Source organism: Calidithermus timidus DSM 17022 (assembly GCF_000373205.1).
Classification (GTDB): Bacteria; Deinococcota; Deinococci; order Deinococcales; family Thermaceae; genus Calidithermus; species Calidithermus timidus.
Genome location: NZ_KB890696.1, coordinates 263,572 through 288,283 on the forward strand (window position 1 = coordinate 263,572; position 24,712 = coordinate 288,283).

Here is a 24,712-nt window from a genome sequence, read left to right on the forward strand (position 1 = left end):
TACCCTTGTGAGATGCCAAAGGTCGAACGCCAAGGGCGACGGAGGGGACCTGCGGCTCGCAGAGTTTGGGGTCTCGTGATTGGAAGCTGCCTCTGCCTCACGAAGGTGGCAGGACGGTACAATACGGCAATCGGAGGTTCTGTGGGGCTTAAACCCGTCAAGAAAGGGTGGAATCCGGAGCTGTGGGCCTCGAGGCGCCCCTTCGGGATCGGGCTGCAGAAGCCCAACAACTTCATGGAGGTCTTCCGGGCCATCGGGGAAAACGCCGACAAGTTGGGTTACGCCTGGCGCATCCTGCAGGAGGGGGTCTGCGACGGCTGCGCGCTGGGGACTTATGGGATGCGCGACTGGACCATCGAGGGCATCCACCTGTGTAACGTGCGCCTGCGGCTGCTGCGGCTCAACACCATGGGGCCGCTGGACGTGAGGGTGCTCGAGGACGTCGAGCAGCTGCGCTCGAGATCCTCCGCCGAGTTGCGTGGGCTGGGCCGCCTTCCCTACCCGATGTACCGCCGCAAAGGGGATAAGGGCTTCAAGCGCATCTCCTGGGCCGAGGCGCTCGACCGCATCGCGCTCCAAATCTGCCACAGCGCCCCCGAGCGGCTGGGCTTCTACCTGACCAGCCGGGGTATACCCAACGAAACTTACTACGTAGCCCAGAAGGTGGTGCGGGCGCTGGGCTCCAACAACATCGACAACGCCGCGCGCATCTGCCACTCGCCCAGCACCGTCGCCCTCAAGGAAGCGCTGGGGGTAGCGGCGACGACGTGCAGCTACCGCGACCTCATCGGCACCGACCTGGTGGTGTTCTTTGGTTCCAACGTGGCCGTGAACCAGCCGGTGATGATGAAGTACCTCTACTACGCCAAGAAGGCGGGGACCAAGGTGGCGGTGGTCAACCCTTATCGCGAACCGGCCATGGAGCACTACTGGGTGCCCTCCGACCTCGAGAGCGCCCTCTTCGGCACCCGCATCGCCGACCGCTTCTTCCTGGTGCAGCCCGGGGGCGACATCGCCTTCATCACCGGGGCCATGAAGCACCTGCTCGAGCAGGGGGGCTTCAACGAGCGCTTCATCGAAGCGCACACCAGCGGCTTCGAGGCCGTGGTACAGTCGCTGCGCGCGGCCCGCTGGGAAGAGTTGGAGGCCAGCAGCGGGGTTTCACACCAAGAGATGCTGGCCTTCGCCCGCATGCTGATGGAGGCCGAGCGGGCCGTGCTGGTGTGGAGCATGGGCATCACCCAGCACAGCAGTGGCGAGGAGGCGGTGCAGGCCATCATCAACCTGGGCCTCGCACGGGGCTATCTGGGGCGCGAGGGTTGTGGCCTGATGCCCATCCGGGGGCACTCCGGCGTGCAGGGCGGGGCCGAGATGGGGGCTTATGCCAGCGCCTTTCCGGGGGGCGTGCCCATCAACCCGGAGAACGCCCGCAAGCTCGCCGAGCAGTGGGGCTTCGAGGTGCCAGACCAGCCGGGCCTCACCGCGACGGAGATGCTCGAGGCCGCCCTGCGGGGCGAACTCGAGGTGCTGTGGAGCATTGGGGGCAACTTCCTCGAGGTGCTGCCCGACCCCCAGCGCGTGCGGCAGGCGCTGGAGCAGGTGGGGCTGCGGGTGCACCAGGACATCGTGCTCTCGAGCCAGATGCTGGCCGAACCGGGGGGTGAGGTGGTCTTGCTGCCGGCCACCACCCGCTACGAGGTACCCGGGGGCGTCACCGAGACCTCCACCGAGCGCCGGGTGATCTACAGCCCCGAGATTCCGGGCCCGCGCATCGGCCAGGCCCGGCCCGAGTGGGAGGTGCTGCTCGAGCTGGCCCACAAGGTCAGGGCCGACCTGGCCAGCCGGCTACAATTCGCCGACACCGCGGCCATCCGCCGGGAAATCGCCCAGGTGGTCCCCTTCTACGCCGGGATTGAAGGGCTGGCGGCGAAGGGTGACGCTTTCCAGTACGGCGGCCCCCACCTCTGCAAGGACGGGGTCTGCCCCACGCCCGACGGCAAGGCCCGCTTCCGGGTGGTAAAGCTGCCCGAGCAGCAACTTCCTCCCGGCGCCTTCCGGCTGGTGACGCGGCGGGGAAAGCAGTTCAACAGCATGGTGCTCGAGGACACCGATCCCATCAACGCCGCGCCGCGCGACGCGGTGCTCATCAGTGCCGAGGACGCCCGGCGGCTGGGGCTTGCGCAGGGCCAGCGGGTGTGGCTGAGCAACCCGCTGGGCCGCATGGAAGCCCGGGTCTTCATCGCGCCGCTCCGTAGCGGTACCTTGCAGGTGCACTGGCCCGAGGGCAACGTGCTGCTCGACCCCAACCTGCGCTCGGCTAAGGCCCGCATCCCCGCCTACAAGGAGGCTTATGCCTTCATCGAACTCCAGCCCAACCCGGCCCTCGGCCAAGGTCAGGACCACCCTGCTGCGGGTGGCTGAAGGCCGGGTCCAGCCCCGCAGCGACGAGCTGGTCAGCGAGGAGCCGCTGGAGATTCGCCTGCTGTTGGGAGGGCAGCGGCGGACGGTTGCCGTGACCCTGCGCACCCCGGGCCAGGACTTCGAGCTGGCGGCGGGCTTCCTGTTCGCCGAAGGGGTCATCGGTGGACGGGAGGAGATTCGCCGGGTCGCCTACTGCACCGATCCCGGCGAGACCCAGCAGTACAACATCGTCAACGTGGAGCTGCGGGGCGAGAGCCTCCCCGAGCTGGGGCACCTCGAGCGCCACTTCTACAGCACCAGCGCCTGCGGAGTGTGCGGCAAGGCGGGGCTGGAGCAGCTAAAGCTGCGTGGCCAGCGTCCCCTGGTCGACGCGGGCCGCATCCGGGCCGAAGTCCTCCCCCGGCTGCCCGAGAAGCTGCGCCGGGCACAGGGGCTTTTCGAACGCACCGGGGGACTTCACGCGGCAGCGCTGTTCGACCTGGAGGGCAATCTGCTGGCTTTACGCGAGGACGTGGGGCGGCACAACGCGCTGGACAAGCTCATCGGCTGGGCGCTGCTGGAAGGGAAGCTGCCGCTGCGAGAGAAGGTGGTACTGGTGAGCGGGCGGGTCAGCTACGAGCTGTGCCAGAAGGCCCTGGCTGCCAGGGTGCCCATCCTGGCGGCTATCTCGGCGCCCTCGAGCCTGGCCGTAGAGCTCGCGCGGCAGTTCAACCTGACGCTGGTGGGCTTCTTGCGCGAATCTTTCAACATCTACAGCGCCCCAGAGCGAATCCTGCTACCCTGAGATGCGATGAGGGCCTATCTTGGAGTCTACACGGCGCGGCTCGAGATGCCCTGGGTCAAGAGCCTCAAGGAGAAGCGCGCGCTGGTCAAGCCGGCCATCGAGCGCCTGCGCAGCCGCTATCCCGTCTCGGCGGCGCGGCTGGCCGGGCAGGACGACCACGGCTGGGAGGTGGTGGGCTTCAGCCTGCTGGGCTACGACGGGGTGTGGGTGGAAACCGTGCTGCGCGAGGCCGCGCAGTTCATGGCCGAACAGCGGGAGTTCGTCGTGGCCCACGAGGACTGGCACATCGAGGAACTGGAGCTGGAGGGCCTGCTACCGTTATATGCAAGGTAGCCTTCCTTGCCTTTCACGGAAGCGTCCATAGCCACTTGACCCGGCATTCAGCTATCGCCCTTACCAGTGGACTTCTGCCGACCCCGAGGTGAGGTCTAGGGTCAGGGTCTGGGTTTCGGGGTCGTAGTGGTGAACGCTGGAGCCGCTTTGGGGCTGGCGCACCCCACGCACCACCGCCTCGACGCGCTGGCGAGGCTGGCCAGCACGGTCGGTGAAGCTCAGGCGCAAGGTGTAACCGTCGTAGCTGCCCTCGAGCTCGCTGGTGTAGCCCGGCCCGTAGCCCTCGCCCTGGTCCTCGTAGACCCGGCCACGCATCTCGGGGGCGAGGGAAAGCTGCCAGACGAGGGTCTCCCAGTAGGCATCGGTGGTGTGGGGCTCGGCCTTGGTGGTGGGAATCGCACTGCCCGCCCGCTGAAACAGCGGGATGCGCTCGTGCGGGGTCGCGGTGGGCAGGTGGATGGGGCCTTCATAGCTTTCACCGCTCCAGAAGTCCTGCCATTCGCCCTGCGGAAGATAGACCAAGCGGTGGCGCTGGCCGGGCCGCACGGCAGGGGCTACCAGCAGGTCGCTGCCCCACATGAACTGGTCGTGCAGGGTGCTCACTTCGGGGTCGTGGGGGTGCTCGAGCACCATCGCCCGCATGGGTGGAAGGCCGGTGACGGTGGCCTCCTGGGCCAGGGTGTAGAGGTAGGGCAGCATGCGGTAACGGAAGCGGATGGCCTCGCGGATGACGCTCTCCCAGCGGGGACCGAACACCCAGGGCTCCTGGCGGCGGCTGGTCTTGCCGGAGTGGTTGCGCATGAAGGGGTAGAAGGCCCCCAGCCAGGTCCAGCGCGCCAGCAGTTCACCGTCGGCGTGGGCCGAGAAGCCGCCGATGTCGGCCCCCACGAAGGGCACCCCACTCATGCCCAGGTTCAGCAACATGGGGATGGAGCCCTCGAGGTGCTCCCAGTAGGAGTGGTTGTCGCCGGTCCAGACGAAGGCGTATTTCTGGATGCCTGCGAAGCCCGAGCGGGTGAGCACGAAGGGGCGCCTGGAGGGCTCGAGCCGCCGCAAGCCCTCGTAGGTGGCCTGGCACATGCCGTAGCCGTAGAGGTTGTGCACCTCGGCGTGGTAGCGGTTGTCCTGGCGGGCCGAGCTGGGCAGGGTGCGGTTGTCCTTGGGGGGGGTCTGGCCGAAGACGCTGAAGGCGGCGGGCTCGTTCATGTCGTTCCAGATACCCGCGATGCCTCGCTCGAGGTAGAAGCGGTGCAACCCGCCCCACCACTCGCGCACCTCGGCGCGGGTGAAGTCGGGCCAGACCGCGGGGTTGGGCCAGACCTCGCCCCATAGCTCCTCGTCGCGGTGCGAGCGCACGAAGAACTGCCGGGCGTGCCCCTCCTCGTAGACCGGGTAACCCGCCTCCTTCTTGACGCCGGGGTCCACGATGGTCACGGTCTTGACGCCCATCTCCTGCAGGCTCGAGCTGAGCTGTTTGGGGTCGGGGAAGCGGCCCGGGGAGAAGGTGAAGACCTTAAAGCCGTCCATGTAGTCGATATCGAGCCACACCGCGTCGAGGGGGATCTCCCGGCGGCGGTACTCGCGGGCGATCTCCAGCGCCAGTTCCTGGTGGGTATAGCTGTAGCGACACTGGTGGTAGCCCAGCGCCCACAGCGGCGGCAGGCTGGCCCGGCCCACCAGCGCGGTGTAGCGCTGGATGACCTCCTTGGGGGAGGGACCGGCGATGAGGTAGAGGTCGAAGGTAGGACCGTCGGTGCGGATGATGCTCTGGTGGTCCTCGGCTGAGGCCAGGTCGAAGACGGTGCGCCAGGTCTCGTCGAGGTACACTCCCCAGGCCCTCTCCCCCTCGAGGCCCACCAGGAAGGGGTGGGCCTGGTAGAGCGGGTCGGCGTCTGGGTAGTGGGTGGGGTTATCGGTGGTCCAGTTGGTCCAGGTACGGCCCTTCTTGTCCAGAAAGCCCGTGCGCTCGCCCAGCCCGTAGTAACGCCGCTCGAGTTTCTCCTTGATGAGCAAGGACATGCCCGCCCCTAGCGGCAGCCCGTCATTGACCTCGTGGAAAGCGGTCCACTCGCTGGTCTGCCACACGCCGGACTTGCCCAGCTGCTCGAAGCGGTGGGCCTCGAGCTCCAGCGCCTCCAGGCCCTCCCAAGCGAAGCCGAAGGGGTCAAGCCAGAGCTTGAGGTCGGGCACTCCCTCGGCCCGGCAGGTCAGGTCGTCGTAGAGCTCGAAGGGCAAGGGCTCGAGCCCCTCCATCACCCAGCTCTCCTTCTGAGCGTCCTCCAGGCGGTGCCAAACGAAAACCCGCCAGACCCTGGCCTCCCCTTTGTGCAAAAGTTGGACCCGGCCCCTGAAATAGCTGCCCTCGAGGTGGAGGGCATGTTCGCGGTAGCGATAGGAAGCGAAGCGAACCTCGTGCATTGCCCTAACATACCCGAGCCAGGCCAGGGCGCGCAGCAGGGGGGGGGAGAACGGAGTCCTGATCGAAGCGGGTGGTGGCCCTTGCCAAACCCGGTCACAGGTGGTAGCATGTGGAAAACGTTTACATCACGTGCAGCAGCAGATTTCATAAGCTGTGGCTTGGAGGGTGTTTTGCCACACGACCCTACCCCAACCAACGCCGACATCCGCAGGGTGGCCCTGGAAGCCGGGGTATCCATCGCCACCGTTTCACGGGTACTCAACAACCCCAGCCGGGTCAGCGCGGCTACCCGGGAGCGGGTGCTCGAGGCCGCCGCCCGGCTGGGCTACCGCCCCAACCCCCTGGGCCAACGCCTGCGCAAAGGCCGCGCCGAGACCGTCGGGGTGGTGATCCCCGCGCCACAAGGGCGCTTCGCCGATTCGTTTTTCCTGGAGTTGCTGGCCGGCCTGGGCGAAGGGCTATCCGAGGCGGGCCTGGATTTGCTGGTGACCACCAGCCCCCCTGGCCCCCAGGAGCTGAACTGCTACGAGCGCCTGGTCGAGGGCAAGCGGGTAGATGGCTTGGTGCTCGCCCGCACCCGCCGCCTGGACGAGCGCATCGTATACCTGCTCAAGCGAAAGATCCCCTTCGTGGCCCACGGGCGCAGCGACCTGATCGACGAACCATTCCCCTACCTGGACATCGACGGCGAGCAGGGCCTTCACAAAGCCGCCCAGCACCTCTTAAACCTGGGCCACCGCGACATCGCTTTCATCGGGGCTCCTCCCGAGCTCAACTTCGCCCAGCACCGCCTGCAGGGATATCAGCGGGCGCTGGCGGAAGCGGGCCTTCCCCTGCGGGCGGAGTGGGTGCTCGAGGGCGACCTGAGCGAGGAGAGCGGCTACCAGCTCACTCAAGCCCTGCTGGGCTTGCCCCGGCCCCCAACCGCCCTGCTGTGCGCCAACGACCTCATGGCCCTCGGAGCCCTGCGGGCCTTGCGCGAGCGGGGTCTCAAGGCCGGGCGAGAGGTTTCGGTCATTGGTTACGACGACATTCTTCTGGCCCACTACACCGACCCTCCTCTCTCCACCCTGCACCAACCCTTCCACGCGATGGGCCGACGCCTGGTGGAAATGCTCCTGGCGCGCTTGGGGGGGACCGCCGCCGAGGAGTTACAGGAGATCTGGGTACCCGAGTTGATTTTGCGGGGGTCGGATGGACCACCGCAAAGCTAGAAGGACCGAGGAGGTTGGCATGAAAAAGCAGTGGATCGGCTTCAGTCTGATCGGTGCAGCGCTGGTGGCACTGGCAGCGGTGTTCGCTCAGCAGCAATCGGTGCTGTTCGTCTCCACCCAGTTCACCCCCATCGAGGAGGCCCAGCGCATGCGCCAGGTCATCCTCAAGGACTTCTCCGGGCGCGTGGAGTTCATCCCCGAGGACAACGCCCCTTTCACCAGCCGGATTCTCTCCGAGGCCAAAGCCGGTAAGGTCAACGTCAGCCTGGTAGGGGGATTGCACGGCGACTTCCCGCCACTGATCGCCGCCGGGGCCATGGACAGCGTGGATGACGTGATGGCTCAGCTCAAAGACCGCAGGTTCTCCCCCACCTTCGTCAGCCTGGGCAAAATGGGCACGGGCAGTCAGTACTACATCCCCTGGATGCAGGCGACCTACATCATGGTGGCCAACAAGCAGGCCCTACAGTACCTGCCTACTGGGGCCAATCTCAACACCCTTACCTACTCGCAGCTCAAGGAATGGGGCGCCAACATCCAAAGGGCCACCGGCAAGCGCCTGCTGGGCTTCCCCGCCGGCCCCAGGGGGCTGATGCACCGCTTCACGCAGGGCTACCTCTACCCCTCCTACACCAAGAGCGCGGTAAGCAAGTTCCGTAGCGACGAAGCCCAGCGCATGTGGAGCGAGTTCAAGGGTCTGTGGCAGTTCGTCAACCCGCAGTCCACCACCTATGACTTCATGCAAGAGCCGCTCCTGTCCGGGGAGGTCTGGGTGGCCTGGGATCACATTGCCCGGCTGCGCGACGGGCTGAACCAAAAGCCGAATGACTTCGTGGCTTTCCCCGCCCCCATCGGACCCTATGGCCGCGGCTTCATGCCGGTGCTCGCCGGTTTGGGCATCCCCAAGAACGCCCCCAACCGGGACGGCGCGGTGGCCCTCATCGAGTACCTGACCCGCCCCGAGGTGCAGATCACCACCCTGGTAGAGAACGGCTTCTTCCCGGTCATCCAGGCCAAGCTCCCCGACAACCTACCCCAAGGCACCCGCATGGCCGCAGATGCCATCGCCCGGCAGGCCCAGAGCAATGTCGCCTTGCCCAGCCTGCTGCCGGTAGGCCTAGGGGCCAGGGGCGGGGAGTACAACAAGGTCTTCCAGGATACCTTCGCCCGCATCGTCCTGCGGGGTGAGGACATTCGGCGAGTGCTCGACAGCGAGGCCATCAACCTGCGGCGCGTCATGAACGACGCTAAAGCCCCCTGCTGGTCACCCGATCCTGTCAGCGAAGGCCCGTGCCCGGTGAACTAGCCAGAGGTCGATGGCTGACGGCCGGCCTGGAGTTCGCGGTTTGTCGAGGGCCTTTGGCATACGAGCCGCGTTCGGCCTTCGGCACACGAAGGGACTAACTTATGCGCAGCGAACGGTACATCCCTTACCTGCTGGTCCTACCCAGCGTGATCTTCCTGCTATTTTTGTTCGCCTGGCCGCTGGTGGAAGCCCTGTTGCTGTCGATCCGGGGAAGTGAGGGGTGGACGCTCGAGCACTTTCAGCGCATGGCCGCCGACCTCTACTTCAAGGATGCCCTCAAATACACCGTGCTTCTGGCCGTGGTGGTGGTGCCCCTACAGGTAATCTTGGCCTTGTGCATGGCGATGCTGTTGGGAGGAATCTCCAGGGGGCGCGACCTGTTTTTGTACGTCTGGACGATTCCCCTGGGGATCTCCGATCTGGCCGCCGGCATTGCGTGGCTGGCTATTTTTACCGAGCGGGGCTACCTCAACAGCTTCCTGCAAGCCCTGGGCCTCATCCACGAGCCGAGGTTATGGCTGAGCTACGAGACCCCGGCGATGCTGTTTTTGGCAGTGGTGGCGGCTGAGGTCTGGCGGGCGACGGCCATCGTTTTTGTGATCCTGGTGGCTGGCTTGCAGCTCATCCCCAAGGAGTACAGCGAGGCCGCCGAGGTCTTCGGCGCGACTCCCTGGCGTCGTTTTTGGAGGGTCACACTGCCCTTGCTCATGCCCAGCCTGCAGGTGGCGCTGATCCTGCGAACGATACTGGCGCTGGAAGTCTTCGCGGTGGTGGTGGCGCTGGGTGGGCGCAACCTGCCGGTTCTGGCCGGGGAAGCCTACTTCTGGTACAACGCTTACCAGAACCCCGGCGTGGCGGCGGCGTACTCGGTGCTGATCCTGGGTATCTCGGTGCTAGCGACGTTGCTTTACCTCAGGCTCATGCGCCCTCGGCAGGAGGTGGTCGCATGATCAACCGCACGATCTATCTGGCGCTGGCCGTGCTGATAGCGCTATGGGTCATCGTGCCAATCTTCTTGATCGCCACGCTGGCCTTCAGCGATCGCGCTTCGGTGTTCGCCTGGCCCAAGGGCATCCTGCCACAACGCTTCTCCCTAGAAACCATCTCCTTCTTCTTCGGGGTCACGGGGGTAGGTAAAGCCATCGGCAACAGCCTCATAGTCGCCGGCCTGACCCTGCTGTTCGCGGTGCTCCTGGGCGCTCCCGCCGGCTATGCCCTGGCCCGCTACCGCTTTGCTGGAGCCGACGCCTACCGCATCCTGATCCTCCTGACCCGGGCTTTTCCGCTGGCGATCTTGGCGATCCCACTGGCGGTGCGCTTCATCAATCTAGGGCTCTACGATACCCCTTTGGGCGTAGCCCTGGTGCATACCGCGCTGGCCCTGCCCTTCGCGGTACTGGTGACCAGCAGCCTCTTTTTAGGCATCCCCAAGGAGCTCGAGGAGGCCGCCTGGACCCTGGGCTGCAATCGCGTTCAGGCCTTCCTCAAAGTGGTGCTACCCCTGGCTCTGCCTGGGCTGGCAGCCACGGCCATCTTTGCCTTCGTGATCTCCTGGAACGAGGTCTTCGCCGCCACTTTGCTCACCCTGCGCGAACGCACCCTCCCCGCCTTCCTCCTCACCGCCCTCAACGACTCCCCCCTGCCCTTCCGCTTTGCCGGGGGCTTCTTCCTCATCGTGCCCGCGCTGGTGTTCATCTTCGCCATCCGGCGCTACCTGTTCACGCTGTGGGGGATCGCGAACCGCTGAGCTCGATGTCATACGTCCTACGTCTTGTATGTCGCACACAACGTAGGGCTTACGACCCTTGGGAGGTTTATGGCCGGAATTCGAGTGGAAAACATCGTAAAGCTCTTCGGTAAGGTCAAAGCCCTGGGTGGGGTCTCACTCGAGGTGCGCGACCAGGAATTCGTGGTACTGCTGGGGCCTTCGGGCTGCGGTAAGACCACGCTGTTGCGCATTATCGCCGGGCTCGAGCACCCTGATAGTGGGCGGGTGTTCATCGGAGATCGCGAGGTGACGGCGCTTGCACCACGCTCGCGCAAGATCGCGATGGTCTTCCAAAACTACGCGGTCTTTCCCCACCTCACCGTCTTCGAGAACATCGCCTTCGGGCTCAGGATGCAAAAGGCCCCGCCGGAGCGCATCAGGGCCCAGGTGGAGCGGGCCGCCACACTCATGCACATCGAGGGCCTGCTGGGGCGCTACCCCGCGCAGCTCTCGGGCGGACAGCGCCAGCGGGTGGCGGTGGCCCGCGCCCTGGCCGTCGAGCCCGAGGTGCTGCTGATGGACGAGCCCCTCTCCAACCTCGACGCGCTGCTGCGCCTGGAGATGCGGGCCGAGCTCAAGCGCCTGCTGGCCGAAAGCCGCACCACCACCCTCTACGTGACCCACGACCAAGTGGAAGCCATGAGCCTGGCCGACCGCATCGCGGTGATGAACGCCGGGCGCGTGGTGCAGTACGACGAACCAATGAAGATCTATCAGGAGCCTGCCGATACCTTCGTGGGCGGCTTCATCGGCAGCCCGCCGATGAATTTCCTGCGGCTGCCGGTGGAGGGCAACCAGGCTCAGATCCAATCGCTGACCCTGGAGTTACCCTCCCCCCCACCGGGCAAGGACGTCTTGCTGGGGGTGCGGCCCGAAGATCTCGAGGCCCACCTCGAGCCCCACCCCCAGAGCTTTCCCGCTCGTGTCCTGGTGGTCGAGCCGCTGGGACCGCACCTGCTGCTGACGCTGACCTACGAGCAGCAGCCGCTCAAGGTCACGGTGCCTCCTGACTTCGCCGCCAAACCCGGACAAACCCTCTGGCTCAGGCCTCAGTCGGGCCGCTTGCGCTGGCTCGACCCGGCGAGCGGCCAATCGCTCACGCACGCGAGGCAGGCATGAAGACACGAGAATCGCTGGATCAGGAGGCCATCGGCATCCTCAGGGCCAACGACCGCGGCGGCTTCACCGTTCCCACCGCCGGGCTCTACCCCTTTCAGTGGCTTTGGGACGCGGGTTTCACCGCGTTGGGCTGGATGAGGGTCGACGAAGCGCGGGCCTGGCAGGAGCTCGAGCTGCTCTTCCAGGGCCAGTGGGCAAGCGGGATGCTACCCCACATCGTCTTCCACAAGGCGGCGTCGAGCTATTTTCCGGGCCCCGAGCGCTGGGGAACCCACCACACCCCGCCCACCTCGGGCATCACCCAGCCGCCGGTGGTGGCGACCTTCGTGCGCTGGATGCTCGAGCGGGCCCAGGACCAGGCCCTGGCCGAGGAAAAAGCCAGAACCCTCTACCCTAGAATCCTGGCCTACCACCGCTGGTTCAAGCGCGAGCGCGACCCCCGGGACACCGGCCTCATGACCACCTTCCACCCCTGGGAGACAGGGGCCGACAACAGTCCGGCCTGGGACCAGGCCCTAGCCCGCGTCCCGGTAGACCCCGACCTCCCGCCCTACACCCGCCGCGACACCAGCCACGTAGACCCCAGCCAACGCCCGCACAAGGCCGAGTACGACCGCTTCTTGTCGCTGCTGGAAATCTACAAGCGCGCCGGTTACGATCAGCTACGCCTGCACCGCGAGTGCCCCTTCCGCGTGGTCAGCCTGCTCATCGACTGCGCGCTGCACCGCGCCAACCGCGACCTGCTGTGGCTCTCGCAGCGTTTCGGCTTTGGCGACGAGGCCGAGATCGAGGGCTGGCTCCGGACCAGCGGACCCGCCATCGAAAGCCTATGGGACGAGGAGAGCGGGCTCTACCACAACTACGACCTCGTGCAGAACGCGCCCATCCGCGTCGGCACCAACGCCTCCTTCCTACCGCTATACGCGGGGACCGCCAGCCCCGAGCGGGCCGAGCGGCTGGCCCATACCCTCGAGGCCTGGGGCCGCCAGGTGCGCTACCTGGTGCCCAGCACCGACCCCACCCACCCCAAGTTCGAGCCCCAGCGCTACTGGCGCGGCCCGGTGTGGGCGGTGGTCAACCGTCTCATCGCCACTGGCTTCCGCGAGTACGGCCACCTCGCCCTCGCCGAGCGCTTGCGCCAGGACACCCGCGATCTGGCCGAAGTCTCGGGTTTCAGCGAGTACTACCACCCCGTGAGCGGCGCCGGGCTGGGTGGGAGGAATTTCTCCTGGACGGCGGCGATGTGGCTGGACTGGGCGGCGGAGGGTGCTGATGGCTAAACGCCAAACGCAAGACGCCAGACCCCTTGGCCCTCGACGCCGGCGGCTGACGGCTGACCGCTGACGGCTGATCACTAATGCCTCCCCGTAATATCTTTGTACCAACAATGTCGATTCCTTCCGAGATTGCCCACCGGATGTTGGAGCACCTCGAGTTCCTCTATCCCCCTCAGGCCAGGAGCGTGCTCGAGCAGCTTCTGCAGCTGCTCGAGGCTTTCCCCAAGACCGGGGCCGTCTCGAGCCCTGGGCGCTGGAGCGAGAAGGACGCCATCCTCATCACCTACGGCGACCAGATCCGGGCGAAGGATGAGCCCCCGCTGCGAACCCTGCACGGCTTCCTACGCGACCACCTGCAGGGGGTGTTCTCCGGGGTGCACATCCTACCCTTCTACCCCGCCACCTCCGACGACGGCTTTAGCGTGACGGACTTCAAGGCCGTCGCGCCGGGGTGGGGGGACTGGTCGGACATCGAGGCCATCGGGAAGGACTTCCGATTGATGGTGGATTTGGTGTGCAACCACGTCTCGGCCTCGAGCCCCTGGTTCCAGGGCTTCTTGCAAGGTAACCCCAAGTACCGCGACTACTTCATCACCGCCCCGCCCGACACCGACCTCAGCGCGGTGTTCCGGCCCCGGGCCCTGCCCCTGCTCACCCCCTTCCAGACCCCTAGCGGCGAGAAGCTAGTCTGGACGACCTTCTCCCCCGACCAGATCGACCTCAACTACGCCAACCCCGAGGTGCTGCTCGAGGTCGTCTCGGCCCTACTGCACTACGTGCGCCACGGGGCACAGCTCATCCGGCTCGACGCGGTGGGCTTCATCTGGAAGGAGATCGGCAGCTCCTGCATGCACCTCGAGGGCACCCACCGCATCGTCAAGCTGCTGCGCCTGGTGCTCGACGCCGTAGCCCCCTGGGTGCTGCTCGTCACCGAGACCAACGTGCCGCACCGCGACAACGTCGCCTACTTCGGCAACGGGCAGGACGAGGCGCAGATGGTTTACCAGTTCCCGCTGCCGCCACTGGTACTGCACACCTTCCGCACCGGCGACGCCACTAAGCTCGCGCAGTGGGCCGCCACCCTCGAGCCCCCCTCCCCCCACACCACCTTCTTCAACTTCCTCGCCTCGCACGACGGGCTGGGCGTGGTGCCCGCGGGCGGCATCCTCGAGCCCGTCGAGATCGCGGCCCTCATGCAGATGGCCCTCGACCACGGCGGCCGGGTCAACTACAAGGACACTCCTGAGGGCCCGGTGCCCTACGAGCTGTGCCTGACGCTTTTCGACGCCCTCAACCACCCCTACCTCGAGCAGCCCGAGCCCGAAAGCCTGCAGATCGCCCGCTTCATGGCGGCCAACGCCATCCTGCTCAGCCTCCAGGGGGTGCCCGGTGTCTACGTCCACAGCCTCTTCGGCTCGCCCTCCGACCACAAGGCGCTGGCGGAGAGCGGCATCAACCGGCGGCTCAACCGGCACAAGTTCACGAAGGAGGAGCTCGGCGAGCTGCTCAGCGACCCCGGCTCGAGGGCCTCGAAGGTGCTGGCGGCCTACACCCACCTCCTGCGCGTGCGCGCCTCCCACCCCGCCTTCCACCCCAACGCCCCCCAGCAGGTCCTGCCCTCCAAGGAGGTGCTGCGTATCGTGCGCGGCAGCGGCGAGCAGAGCGTGGGCTGCTATATCAACGTCACGTCCCGCTCGCAGGTGGTCAGCCGGGTGGGCCGCGACCTCGTCAGCGGGAAGTGGTTCACGGGCATCCTCCGGCCCTACCAGGCGGCCTGGGTGGTGGACGAGTAGGCCGTACGCCGAACGCAAGACGCAAGACGCTAAACGCGAGGGGCTATGGGCTATCGACTATCGACATTTCTCGACTGAAAGGACTCCCGTGGCACGACGACTGATCTTCACCGCCCCCCGCCAGATCGGCTTCGAGGACTACGACGACCCGCCCCTGGGGCCGGAGGAGGTGCGGGTGCGCACGCTCTACTCCGGGATCAGCGCGGGGACCGAACTCACTGCGTACCGCGGCACCAACCCCTACGTCCACAAGCGCTGGGACCCCAAGCGGCGGCTTTTCCTCGCCGACGCCGCCCCCAGCACGCCCTATCCCCTACGCGGGTGGGGCTACGAGGAGGTGGGCGAGGTGGTGGAGGCGGGCTCCGCCGCCGGCGACCTGCCCCCCGGGACGCGGGTATTCGGGGTGTGGAGCCACACCACCCACGCCGTACTGAGCGCGGCCTACCTGCGGCCCCGGCAGCTTCCCGAGGGCCTCGACCCCTTGCTGGGCATCTTCTCGCGCATCGGCTCCATCGCGCTCAACGGCGTCCACGACGCGCGCATCCGGCTGGGCGAGACGGTGGCGGTGTTCGGGCTGGGGGCGCTGGGCCAGATCGTGGCGCAGATGGCCCGGGCTTCGGGGGCTTTGGTGATCGGGGTGGACCTGCACCCGGCGCGCCTCGAGCTCGCCCGGAGGCTGGGCACCCCCGTCACCCTCGACGCCCGCGCCGTCAAGGTGGCCGAGGCCATCAAGGACCTCACCGGCGGGCGCGGGGCCGACGTGTGCCTCGAGGTCACGGGCTCGACCCAGGCCCTGAACGAGGCCATCCGGGCGGCGGCCTACTCGGCGCGGGTGGTGGCGATGGGCTTCTTCCAGGGCGAGGCCCAGGGCCTGCGGCTGGGCGAGGAGTTCCATCACAACCGCATCAACCTCGTCTGCTCGCAGATCTCCGGCCCCGACCCCGAGCTCAAGTACCGCTGGGACGACGTGCGCCAGGCCCAGACCGCCATCCGGCTCCAGCACGAGGGCGTGCTCAACCTGCGCCCCCTCGTCACCCACGTCCGGCCCTTCGAGGAGGCCGCTGCGCTCTTCGAAGCCCTCGACCAGACCCCCGAGCAGGTGGTGCAGGCCGTGCTGGAGTTCCCACAACCATGAAGCGCCTTCGTGTCGGCATCCTCGGCTGCGGCGGCATCGCCCGCGCCCACGCGCGAGTGCTGCTCGAGCTGCAGGGCGAAGCCCGGCTCGTCGCCTTCTGCGACCGCAACCTCCACAAGGCCCAGGCCCTCGCCGCGGAGTTCACCGACGGCAAGGCCGCCGTCTTCGCCGACCACCACGCCCTGCTCGAGCACGCCGGCCTCGACCTCCTGATCGTCGCCCTGCCGCCCTACGGCCACTCCGACGAGGTGGAGCAGGCCGCACGGCGCGGGGTCCACCTGCTTATCGAGAAGCCCATCGCCCTCGAGCTCCCCCTGGCCTGGCGCATGGTGGAGGCCGCCGAGCAGGCGGGCATCAAGACCCAGGTGGGCTTCATGTACCGCTTCGGGGAGGCGCTCGAGCGCCTGCAAAGCCTGGACACCGGCCCCGTCGGGCTCGTCAGCGCCCGCTACTTCTGCAATGCCCTGCACGCCCCCTGGTGGCGCGACCGGGCCCGCTCGGGGGGGCAGATGGTCGAGCAGGTGATCCACCTCTTCGACCTGCTGCGCTACCTGCTGGGCGACCCCGTGACGGTCTACGCCAAGGCCGCCAACCTCTTCCACCGCGACACCCCCGGCTACACCGCCGAGGACGTGAGCGCCACCGTCGCCGCCTTCGAGGGGGGCGCGCTGGGCGTGGTCTACGCCACCAACGGGGCCATCCCGGGCCGCTGGATCAAGGACTTCCGTCTGGTCGCGCAGAAGCTCACCGCCGACTTCACCGACCCCAACCGCGCCACCTTCCACTTCACTACCGGCCCCGAGCAACCCCCCCTCGAGGTCGGGTCGGCCCGCGACCTCTTCCTGGCCCAGATGCACGACCTCATCCGGGCCATCCGCGACGACCGCCCCGCCCGCACGCCCATCCGGGAGGGCGCGAAGTCGCTCGAGTTCGCCCTGGCCGCCCGCCAGTCCGCCGAGACCGGGCAGGAGGTGCGGCTGCGATGAGGCCGCTGCTCGAGGACCACGCCCTGAGCCTGCGTTCGTCCCGCGTCGCGCTGCGCCGGTGCTACCCGGTGGTGAACGGGACGACGCACCGCGCCGAGCCCACGCACGTCCGGAAGGATGCGCACGGGTTGAGCCTCGAGTACGCCCTCCCCGAGGGCCGCTTCGGCCTGGAGGCGCGGGTAGAGGGCGACCGCTGCCGGGTGAGCTACCGGCTCGAGGGCTCCCCCGCCGATCTCGTCCTCGACAGCTTCGGGCTGCACTTCGCGCGGCTGGAGGGGGTGCGGGCCGCCCTGCGCCAGGGCTACCACAGTTGGGACGGGGCGGAGTACGTAGACCTCGAGGCCATCCCCCAACCCCGCACCGGCTACGCCCTGACCCAGTTGCTCCCCCGCGAAGGCCCGGGCAGCGCGGTGCTGGGTTTCGAGCGGCACGACCGCTTCCAGCACCGCTTCACGCTGGCCCCGGACGGCCTGACCGTCGAGACCCTCTGGGACCGCAAGGCCCCTGGCCCCGGCGGGCGCTGCGCTTCGGAGACCCTGCTGGCCTTCGCCCACGCCGGGGTCGAGGCGGCGCTGCGGGAGTGGGCCCGGGCCGTTGCCCAGGCCGCCGACCCGCCCCCGCGCCGCCCCCCTGAGCCCATCACCGGCTGGTGCTCGTGGTACAACCTCTACGGCTCGATCAGCGAGGAGAACCTGCTCGAGCACCTGCGGGGCGTGGGGGAAGTGGCCCGGCGCGAAGGGCTGCCCATGCGGGTCTTCCAGATCGACGACGGCTTCACCCCCGAGATGGGCGACTGGCTCGAGGTCAGGCCGCAGTTCCCCCGCGGGATGAAGCCCCTGCTCGACGACGTCCGGGCCGCCGGCTTCGTCCCGGGCCTGTGGATCGCGCCCTTCGTGGTGGGCAACCGCAGCCGCCTCTACCGCCTTCACCCGGATTGGGTGGTGCGCGACCGGCAGACCGGCGGCCCGCTGGTGCAGATGCGCTTTTACGGCGAGTTCCGCTGGCACAAGCGCAGCGAGGAGTATTACGTCCTCGACGCCACCCACCCCGAGGCGCTCGAGCACCTGCGCCAGGTCTTGCGCACCTGGCGGCGGGAGTGGGGCTGCGCCTACTTCAAGACCGACTTCATGTTCTTCGGCATGGAACACGGCCCCGACCGCGCCCTCCACCACACCCCCGGCCTCACCCGCGTCGAGATCTGGCGCACGGTGGCCCGGATGATCCGCCAGGAGATCGGGGAGGCGCTGTGGGTGGGCTGCGGCGCCCCCCTATGGCCCTCGGTGGGGCTCGTGGACGGCATCCGCACCGGGCGGGACGTGGGGGCCGAGTGGCCGCCCGACGCCCGCGAGCGGCTGCACGGGCTGGCGCTGCGCAACTTCGGCAACCACCTGCTGTGGGAGGCCGACCCCGACTGCGTGCTGCTGCGCGAGCGCTTCCACCACCTGAGCCCCCTCGAGCAGGAATCCCTGACCCGCTTCGCCGCGATGATGGGCGGGGTCATGCTCACCAGCGACGCCCTCGACGAGCTCTCCCCCGCCCGCCTCGAGCTGTGGCGGCAGTGCCTGGAGGCCGCCCCCGGCGGCTGCCGCTTCCCCCTGCTCGGCACCGGCGACCCGGTGCTCGTGCAGGTGCGCGGCAACCCGGCCCACGGAGCAGCCGTCTTCCTCTTCAACCCCACCGACGAGCCCGCCCCCCGGCGCTACCCCCTGGCCGACCTCGGCCTCGAGCCCCCCCTTTTCGCCCTCGACCCGGCCAAAGGCCCCCCAGGACAGGGACCCCTCGAGGAGCTGACGCTCGAACTCCCCCCACACCAGGGCACCCTGCTGTTCCTAAGCCGCGAGCGGCTCGAGCACGTCCCCGAGCGGCTGCCGTGAGGCGGTTAACAGCTTTCATACCGGATTCAAAAAGATAATCACCCAAACCAAAGACCTTCAGAGGCTATCTTTACCCAAGTTGCCACCTACTTCCTTCGCCGGGATGCAAAAATGTAGGCCGCTATGCTTCGCGAAACCATAGCGGCCTTCTGCATTATAGACGACCTCCTCCCCCTCCTGGGCCACAAAGACGACCCTCAGACCAAAACCCCCTCCAGCACCATCCTCACCCTCGCCATCCTCTCCGCCCTCCACTTCGGCGGCAACCACCGAAGGGCCCTGACCTTCGCCCAAGACTTTGCCCTCTTCTCCCACCTCCCCTCCCCAAGCCGTTTCAACCGCAGGGTCCACGCCCTCAAACCCCACCTCCTGGCCCTCCTACCCCTCCTCTCCCACCTCTGGAAGCATTTGCACCAAGCCCAGGGGTACGCTCTGGATACCTTCCCCCTGGTGTACGGCTATGCCGTCCCGACAGGGGATCGTCCCCCCTTCCCCTCTGCGAGAACATCCGGGCCCCAAGGTGCAAGCTGGCCCCGGAGCGGGTCTTTCGGGGGTTTACTTCCACGGCTTCAAGCTGCACCTTTTGGTGGACGATGGCCTCTTCGTGCACGAGGTGGCCCTTACTCCCGGGGGCGTGCACGACTTGGGCTCGCTCTTCCTTCTGCCCCTGGAGGTGGAGGAGGGGAAGGCGCTGTACATGGACCGGGGGTATGAGAGCTACGTGTGGGAGGACGTGATGCGGGAGGCGTTGGGGGTGGAGGTGATGCCCATTCGCAAGCGGAGGAGCAGGCGGTATGTGCCGTGGTCCCAGTACCTAGCCATCCTAGGGCGGCGGGTGGTGGAGACGGTGGGGAGCATGTTGCACGGTCTTTTCCCCCGGCGGATTCATGCCGTGACGCAGGAGGGGTTTGTCTTGAAGGTGCTTGCTTTCGTCCTGGCGCACGACATCCGTCTTATCGCGGAGAAAATCGCTTAGGTAGCAACTTGGGTTATCTTTTTGAATCCTAGAGCACACCCCTCCCTGACGGTCGGCGAAGCAAGCGCATCCCTTCGGTCGGGTCAGTTCGTCCCCATTCGGGAACGAACTGACCGAATCTGGTATCAGTCATCAGCCGTCAGCGGGAGGCTCGTGGCGCGTGGTGAAGGAAACCCCTCCCCCGCCCTCCCCGCCCGCGGGGAGGGAGTATCCCCCCGGCCCCCCTTGCCAAGGGGGGGTAGAGAGAGAGCGTTCAGCGTTCAGCTATCGGGTATCGACCCCCAACAACCTACCCCTTCACCGCCCCCGCCGTAAGCCCTGCCACGATGCGCTGCTGGAACACCAGCACCATGATTACCAGCGGCACCGTCACGACGACCGAAGCCGCCATGATCGAGCCCCAGGGGATCTCGAAGGGCGTGGCCCCGCCAAAGGAGGCAATGGCAACCGGCACCGTCTTGACTTCGTTGCCGATGGTGAAGGTCAGGGCGAAGAGGTACTCGTTCCAGGCCTGGATGAAGGCCAGCAGGCCGGTGGTGACCAGGCCGGGGCCGGTGAGGGGCAGCATCACCCGCAGCAAGGTCTGCATGGGGGTGGCCCCATCGACGTAGGCGGCCTCCTCGAGCTCCCGTGGCAACCCCCGGAAATAGCCCGTCAGCACCCAGATGGTGAAGGGCAGCGTGAAGAGCAAGTAGGAGAAGATCAGGCCGCCATAGGTGTTGAACAGGCCCAGCTGGCGCAGCAACACGAACATGCCCGAAAGCACCGAAACCTGCGGGAACATGGTCATGGCCAGCACGATGTAGAGCACCGCGTTCTTAGGCGGGAAGCGCAGGCGGCCCAATGCGTAGGCCGAGAGCACGCCCAGCACCAGCGAGATCAGGGTAGCAAAGCCCGCCACGATGAGCGAGTTGATCAGGTTGCGCCCGAAGGCCGCGCCGCTGAAGACGTTCTCGTACTGTGAGAGCGTGAAGGGGATGGGCAGGAAGCTGGGGTTGGAGCTGAAGAGCGCGTCGCTGGGTTTGAAGCTCGAGATCACCGCCCAGTAGAAGGGGAAGACGCTGTAGACCACCACGAAGACCACCAGCGCATAGAACAGAAGGCGCCGGACGATGAGCCAGGGCCCTTTAGTCATGACGCCCCACCCCCCCCACGAAGCGCATGTACAGCACCACGAAAATCATGATGATCACCAGGATCGCCACCGATATAGCCGATCCATAGCCCAAATCCTGGAAGTCGATGAGGGTTTGTCGGTTGTAGACCGCCAGGCTCTTGGTGGCCGTGTTGACGCCCGTCATCACGAAGATCACGTCGAAGACCCGCAGCGCGTCGAGGGTGCGGAAGATCAGGGCCACCACCAAAGCCGGGGTCAGGAGGGGCAGGGTAAGGGTCCAGAACTGCTGCCACTTGCTCGCCCCGTCGATGTCGGCGGCTTCATAGATGTCGGAGGGGATGAGTTGCAGCCCGGCCAAAAGCAGCAAAGCCATAAAGGGAGTGGTCTTCCACACGTCCACCGCGATGATCGCAGGCAGCACCAGGTTCGGGTTGGCCAGGAAGGCCACCTTACTGCTCAGGATGCCCAGCTTGGTCCCGATGACGTTGATGACGCCATAGATATCGTTGAGCATCCACTGCCACATCTTGGCCGAGACCACCGTGGGAATGGCCCAGGGGATGAGGATGGCGGTGCGCACCAGACCCCGCCCCTTGAAGTTGGAGTGCACGATGAGGGCGATGGCCAGACCCAGAATGGTCTCGAGGCTCACCGACCAGAAGGTGAACTTCAGGGTGTTCCAGAAAGCAACGCGAAAATCGGGGTCCCGCAGCAGGAAGAGGTAGTTTTCAAAGCCCACGAACTCGGGCCGCTCGACAAAAGCGATATCGGCCTTGAAAAAGGAGTAGTAAAACACCTGGGCCAAGGGATAACCCGCTACCAGGACCACCACCAGCAAGGTTGGAAGCACCAGCAGCCAGGCCAAGCGGGTTTGACGGACAGTTAGCATCGTTCACCTGCCTTTATCCGCGAAGTGAAAATCCCATGTTGCTCGATCCAAAGCATAGCTAAAAAGCCGGGGGCTGGAAATCCCAGCCCCCGTGCCCTGAAGCTCAGCGCAGGATGCGTTGCAGCTTTGCTTCGATTTCCCGCAGGGCCACGTCGGCGGTCTTCTGACCGCTGATGGCCTCGTGCACGCCGGTCCAGAAAGCTTCGGAGACCTGGTTGTACTTGGCTCCGGCCACGCCCGAAGGGCGACCCACGGCGTTCTGGAACACCGGCAGCAAATCCTTGAACCAGGGGTTCTTCGCCAGCACGTCCTTGTCGTTGTACAGCGCCGGACGAGTGGGTAGACGGGAGAGGTTGACGGCGTTGTCCTTCTGCACCTCGACGCTGGTGAGGTAGCGCACCAGGTCGGCGGCGACCTTCTGGTTCTTGGAGTAAGCCGCGACCATGAGCTGCCAGCCGCCCAGGGTGGCGGCGTTCTTACCGCTGGCACCGGGACCCTTGGGCAACACGGTCACGCCGACCTTGCCCTTGACAGGGCTGTTGGCTTCCTGAGCCAGCGCGTAGGCGTAGGGCCAGTTGCGCATGAAAGCAGCGTTGCCGTTTTGGAAGGCGTTGCGGGCTTCTTCCTCAGCGTAGCTGGTCACGCCGGGAGGGGCGATCTTGCCGATCCAGCCGCGCACGGTGGTCAAAGCAGCGCGGGCGTTGGCGTTGTTGATGGAGATCTTTCCGTCGGGTTCGACCACCAAGCCGCCGCCGAAGGAGTAGATCCACTCGAGCGCGTCGCAGGTCAGGCCCTCGTAGCTCTTGCCCTGGAACACAAAGCCCCAGAAGTCCTTGTTGTTGGCGCGCTCACCGGCCTGGATCTTGGTGGCCATGGCCTCGAGCTCGGCCCAGGTCGCCGGAGGCTTGGAGTAGCCGTACTTCTGCAACAAGTCAGTGCGGTAGTACAGCAGCCCAGCGTCGGTGAAGAAGGGGATCGAGGTGAGTTTACCCTTGATGGTGTTGTTCTCGACGATACGGGGGAAGAACTGCGACAGCTCCTGAGCCGTGAAGAACTGCTTGAGGTCGGCAGCGTGGGGGGCGACGATGCCGGGCCAGATCACGTCGATCATGTACACGTCGACGTCGGGGCTCTTGGCAGCCCAGTATTGCTGGTACAGTGCCAGGCGGTCGTTGGTATCGGCGGGGGAATCGATGTACTCGACCTTGTTACCCGTTTTCTTGGCCCACTCCTCGGCCTTGGCCTTCATCCAGCGGCCACCCTCGCCCACCGCAGTGGAATCACCCGCCACACGAATGGTCACTCCCTGCGCCAGGGAAGCAGCACCTACCGTCAGCGATAGGGCTACAATCAGCCACTTGCTCAGCTTCATTGCGCTCCTCCTTACTTGCGGAATCGCTTCCAACAGTCAGGGGCACGAAAACGGCACTCGCTCAACCGGACAAATTCGCTTTTGGTATCCGTTTAGCGTGCTAAAAGCTGTTGGAATTGCTTCCGGGATGCACATTACCGCTCGCAGCGCATTTGTGTCAAGTAGGGGAAAGGGGCGGACCCTGTGCCCGCCCCTACAGAAGGGGCTTTGCTAGGACATAGCAGCCCGGCTACAGCCTCTTCAAGGCCTGCACCAGTTTGCCCAACACGTTCTGGGCGTCGCCATAGAGCATGCGGGTGTTCTCGGCATAGAAGAGCTCGTTTTCGACACCGGCAAAACCCTTGCCCTGACCGCGCTTGATCACGATGGCATTCTGGGCCTTGTCCACATCGAGGATGGGCATGCCGTAGAGCGGCGAGCCCTGACGGTGGGCCGCCGGGTTGACCACGTCGTTGGCCCCGATCACCACCGCCACATCGGCGGTGGGAAACTCGGGGTTGATCTCCTCGAGGTCATACAGCTTCTCGTAGGCCACCCCGGCTTCGGCCAGCAGCACGTTCATGTGGCCGGGCATGCGCCCGGCTACCGGATGGATGGCGTACTTGACCTCGACCCCTTGGATTCGAGCAAATCCGACAGCTCGCGCAGCTTGTGCTGGGCCTGGGCCACCGCCATGCCGTACCCCGGCACGAAGATCACCTTGGAGGCATAACCCAACAGCACCGCGGCATCGTCCACCTCGATGGGTTTGAGGCTACCCTTTACCTCCCCATCGGCTTGCTCGACTCCGAAGCCCCCCAGCACCACGCTGGCAATGGAGCGATTCATGGCCCTAGCCATGAGCACGGTGAGCAGCGTCCCCGCCGCGCCCACCACCGTCCCGGCCACGATCAGGGCCGCATTACCGATGGCAAAGCCCTCGAAGCCCACCGCCAGACCAGTAAGGGCGTTGAACAAGGAAATCACCACCGGCATGTCGCCTCCCCCGATGGGCAAGGTCACCAACACGCCAAAGGTGAGCGCCGCGAGGAAAAAGAGCAGGATGAAGAGCGCTGCGTCATCGCGCAACAGCCAGACCCCCACCCCGACCGCGACCAGCAGCACAGCCAGGTTGAGGGGGCGCTGGAACGGGAAGACCAGCGGTCGGCTCGAGACGAGCCCCTGTAGCTTGGCGAAGGCCATGAGGCTACCAGCGAAGGAAAGCGCCCCGATGAGCGCCCCCAGCACCGCCAGTGCCATCAGACCGGTGCTCTCGAACTCTCCGCGCAACAGCTCGACCGCGGCAATTGAGCCCGCTGCCCCGCCCCCCATGCCGTTGTAGACGGCCACCATCTGGGGCATATCGGTCATAGCGACCCGCTTGGCCGCGACCCAGGCCACGACCGCGCCCAGCACGATAGCCGCGAGCATCAGGCCGAAGTTCTGCATATCGGGGGTCAGGAAAGTAACCAGCGTCGCCGCCGCCATCGCGAAACCCGCCCACACGATGCCGCTGCGGGCCGTGCCGGGAGCCGACATGCGCCTGAGGCCAAGGATAAAGACCAACGCGGTCAGAAAATAGACGAGTTGAACGAAGGTATCCATTGAACGATAGGCCATCGACGATGGGCTACTGACCTCCCTTCGGCTTCCTTTCAAACATCTCGAGCATCCGCTCGGTGACGGCGTATCCTCCGGCGGCGTTGGCCGCACCCAGCACCACCCCGATGAAGCCGATGGCGCGCTCGAGGGTAGTATCGGCGTGACCCAGCACCACCATCGCCCCTACCAACACGACCCCGTGAATGAAGTTAGAACCCGACATCAAGGGCGTGTGCAGGATCACCGGAACCCGGCTGATGACTTCATAACCGGTGAAGGCGGCCAACAGGAAGATGTATAAAGCTGCCCAGGTACTATCCACGCTCAGACCTCCAAGGGACGTTGCAG

Annotated in this window: 18 protein-coding genes and 2 pseudogenes; 14 read left to right on the top strand and 6 right to left on the bottom strand. The window is 66.2% G+C overall.

Annotated elements, in window-relative coordinates:
* Window positions 1–141 precede the first annotated feature (141 nt).
* The 3 genes from B047_RS0107845 to B047_RS0107855 are packed head-to-tail and all read left to right on the top strand — an operon-like array spanning window position 142 to window position 3,538.
* Window positions 142–2,421: an FdhF/YdeP family oxidoreductase gene (locus tag B047_RS0107845; protein ID WP_018466410.1), complete on the top strand. Its 2,280-nt coding sequence runs from the start codon at window positions 142–144 to the stop codon at window positions 2,419–2,421.
* Entirely contained in the window at window positions 2,351–3,205 is an 855-nt protein-coding gene (gene fdhD / locus B047_RS0107850; protein ID WP_018466411.1) for a formate dehydrogenase accessory sulfurtransferase FdhD, read from the top strand. Before B047_RS0107845 ends, fdhD begins: the two co-directional genes overlap by 71 nt.
* 6 nt (window positions 3,206–3,211) lie before the next feature.
* A complete protein-coding gene (locus B047_RS0107855) occupies window positions 3,212–3,538 on the top strand; it encodes a DUF503 domain-containing protein (RefSeq protein ID WP_018466412.1) in 327 nt (108 codons plus the stop codon).
* A 60-nt stretch (window positions 3,539–3,598) separates the two neighbouring features.
* On the opposite strand, the gene B047_RS0107860 is transcribed toward B047_RS0107855, so the two are convergent.
* Window positions 3,599–5,956, bottom strand: a complete 2,358-nt coding sequence (locus tag B047_RS0107860) for a glycoside hydrolase family 31 protein (RefSeq protein ID WP_026234707.1) — start codon at window positions 5,954–5,956, stop codon at window positions 3,599–3,601.
* Between the two features lie 171 nt (window positions 5,957–6,127).
* Here B047_RS0107860 and B047_RS0107865 point away from each other — a divergent pair, with 171 nt between their 5' ends.
* The 11 genes and pseudogenes from B047_RS0107865 (at window position 6,128) to B047_RS18700 (ending at window position 19,405) form a co-directional block, all read left to right on the top strand.
* Window positions 6,128–7,171 (top strand): LacI family DNA-binding transcriptional regulator, encoded by a 1,044-nt coding sequence (locus tag B047_RS0107865; protein ID WP_026234708.1) that lies wholly within the window; start codon window positions 6,128–6,130, stop codon window positions 7,169–7,171.
* A gap of 19 nt (window positions 7,172–7,190) precedes the next feature.
* On the top strand, window positions 7,191–8,477 hold the full coding sequence (locus B047_RS0107870; RefSeq protein ID WP_018466414.1) for an ABC transporter substrate-binding protein: 1,287 nt from the start codon (window positions 7,191–7,193) through the stop codon (window positions 8,475–8,477).
* A 101-nt stretch (window positions 8,478–8,578) separates the two neighbouring features.
* Window positions 8,579–9,427, top strand: a complete 849-nt coding sequence (locus tag B047_RS0107875) for a carbohydrate ABC transporter permease (RefSeq protein WP_018466415.1) — start codon at window positions 8,579–8,581, stop codon at window positions 9,425–9,427.
* Window positions 9,424–10,224 carry a carbohydrate ABC transporter permease gene (locus B047_RS0107880; protein ID WP_018466416.1) on the top strand — a complete coding sequence of 267 codons (801 nt, stop codon included), beginning with the start codon at window positions 9,424–9,426 and terminating at the stop codon, window positions 10,222–10,224. Before B047_RS0107875 ends, B047_RS0107880 begins: the two co-directional genes overlap by 4 nt.
* A gap of 69 nt (window positions 10,225–10,293) precedes the next feature.
* The gene (locus B047_RS0107885) at window positions 10,294–11,364 is read left to right on the top strand and encodes an ABC transporter ATP-binding protein (RefSeq protein WP_026234709.1); all 1,071 of its coding nucleotides are present in this window, start codon (window positions 10,294–10,296) and stop codon (window positions 11,362–11,364) included.
* Complete coding sequence (locus B047_RS0107890; RefSeq protein ID WP_018466418.1) at window positions 11,361–12,644, top strand: MGH1-like glycoside hydrolase domain-containing protein; 1,284 nt, start codon at window positions 11,361–11,363, stop codon at window positions 12,642–12,644. The genes B047_RS0107885 and B047_RS0107890 overlap by 4 nt, the downstream gene beginning before the upstream one ends.
* A gap of 107 nt (window positions 12,645–12,751) precedes the next feature.
* Window positions 12,752–14,434, top strand: a complete 1,683-nt coding sequence (locus tag B047_RS0107895) for a sugar phosphorylase (RefSeq protein WP_026234710.1) — start codon at window positions 12,752–12,754, stop codon at window positions 14,432–14,434.
* Between the two features lie 88 nt (window positions 14,435–14,522).
* Window positions 14,523–15,569, top strand: a complete 1,047-nt coding sequence (locus B047_RS0107900; RefSeq protein WP_018466420.1) for a zinc-binding dehydrogenase — start codon at window positions 14,523–14,525, stop codon at window positions 15,567–15,569.
* Window positions 15,566–16,555 carry a Gfo/Idh/MocA family protein gene (locus B047_RS0107905; RefSeq protein WP_018466421.1) on the top strand — a complete coding sequence of 330 codons (990 nt, stop codon included), beginning with the start codon at window positions 15,566–15,568 and terminating at the stop codon, window positions 16,553–16,555. Before B047_RS0107900 ends, B047_RS0107905 begins: the two co-directional genes overlap by 4 nt.
* Window positions 16,552–18,429 (top strand): glycoside hydrolase family 36 protein, encoded by a 1,878-nt coding sequence (locus tag B047_RS17215; RefSeq protein ID WP_157205847.1) that lies wholly within the window; start codon window positions 16,552–16,554, stop codon window positions 18,427–18,429. The genes B047_RS0107905 and B047_RS17215 overlap by 4 nt, the downstream gene beginning before the upstream one ends.
* A 123-nt stretch (window positions 18,430–18,552) precedes the next feature.
* Window positions 18,553–19,405, top strand: a pseudogene (locus B047_RS18700) (transposase).
* 289 nt (window positions 19,406–19,694) lie between these two features.
* Here the strand turns inward: B047_RS18700 and B047_RS0107920 are convergent.
* The 5 genes and pseudogenes from B047_RS0107920 to B047_RS0107940 form a co-directional block, all read right to left on the bottom strand.
* A complete protein-coding gene (locus B047_RS0107920; protein ID WP_018466424.1) occupies window positions 19,695–20,540 on the bottom strand; it encodes a carbohydrate ABC transporter permease in 846 nt (281 codons plus the stop codon).
* Entirely contained in the window at window positions 20,533–21,411 is an 879-nt protein-coding gene (locus B047_RS0107925; protein WP_026234711.1) for a carbohydrate ABC transporter permease, read from the bottom strand. The genes B047_RS0107920 and B047_RS0107925 overlap by 8 nt, the downstream gene beginning before the upstream one ends.
* A gap of 103 nt (window positions 21,412–21,514) precedes the next feature.
* Complete coding sequence (locus B047_RS0107930) at window positions 21,515–22,783, bottom strand: ABC transporter substrate-binding protein (protein ID WP_018466426.1); 1,269 nt, start codon at window positions 22,781–22,783, stop codon at window positions 21,515–21,517.
* A 229-nt stretch (window positions 22,784–23,012) separates the two neighbouring features.
* Window positions 23,013–24,367, bottom strand: a pseudogene (locus B047_RS16525) (NAD(P)(+) transhydrogenase (Re/Si-specific) subunit beta).
* A gap of 25 nt (window positions 24,368–24,392) precedes the next feature.
* Window positions 24,393–24,686, bottom strand: coding sequence for an NAD(P) transhydrogenase subunit alpha part 2 (locus B047_RS0107940; RefSeq protein ID WP_026234713.1), 294 nt, complete (start codon window positions 24,684–24,686; stop codon window positions 24,393–24,395).
* Between the last annotated feature and the right edge of the window lie 26 nt (window positions 24,687–24,712).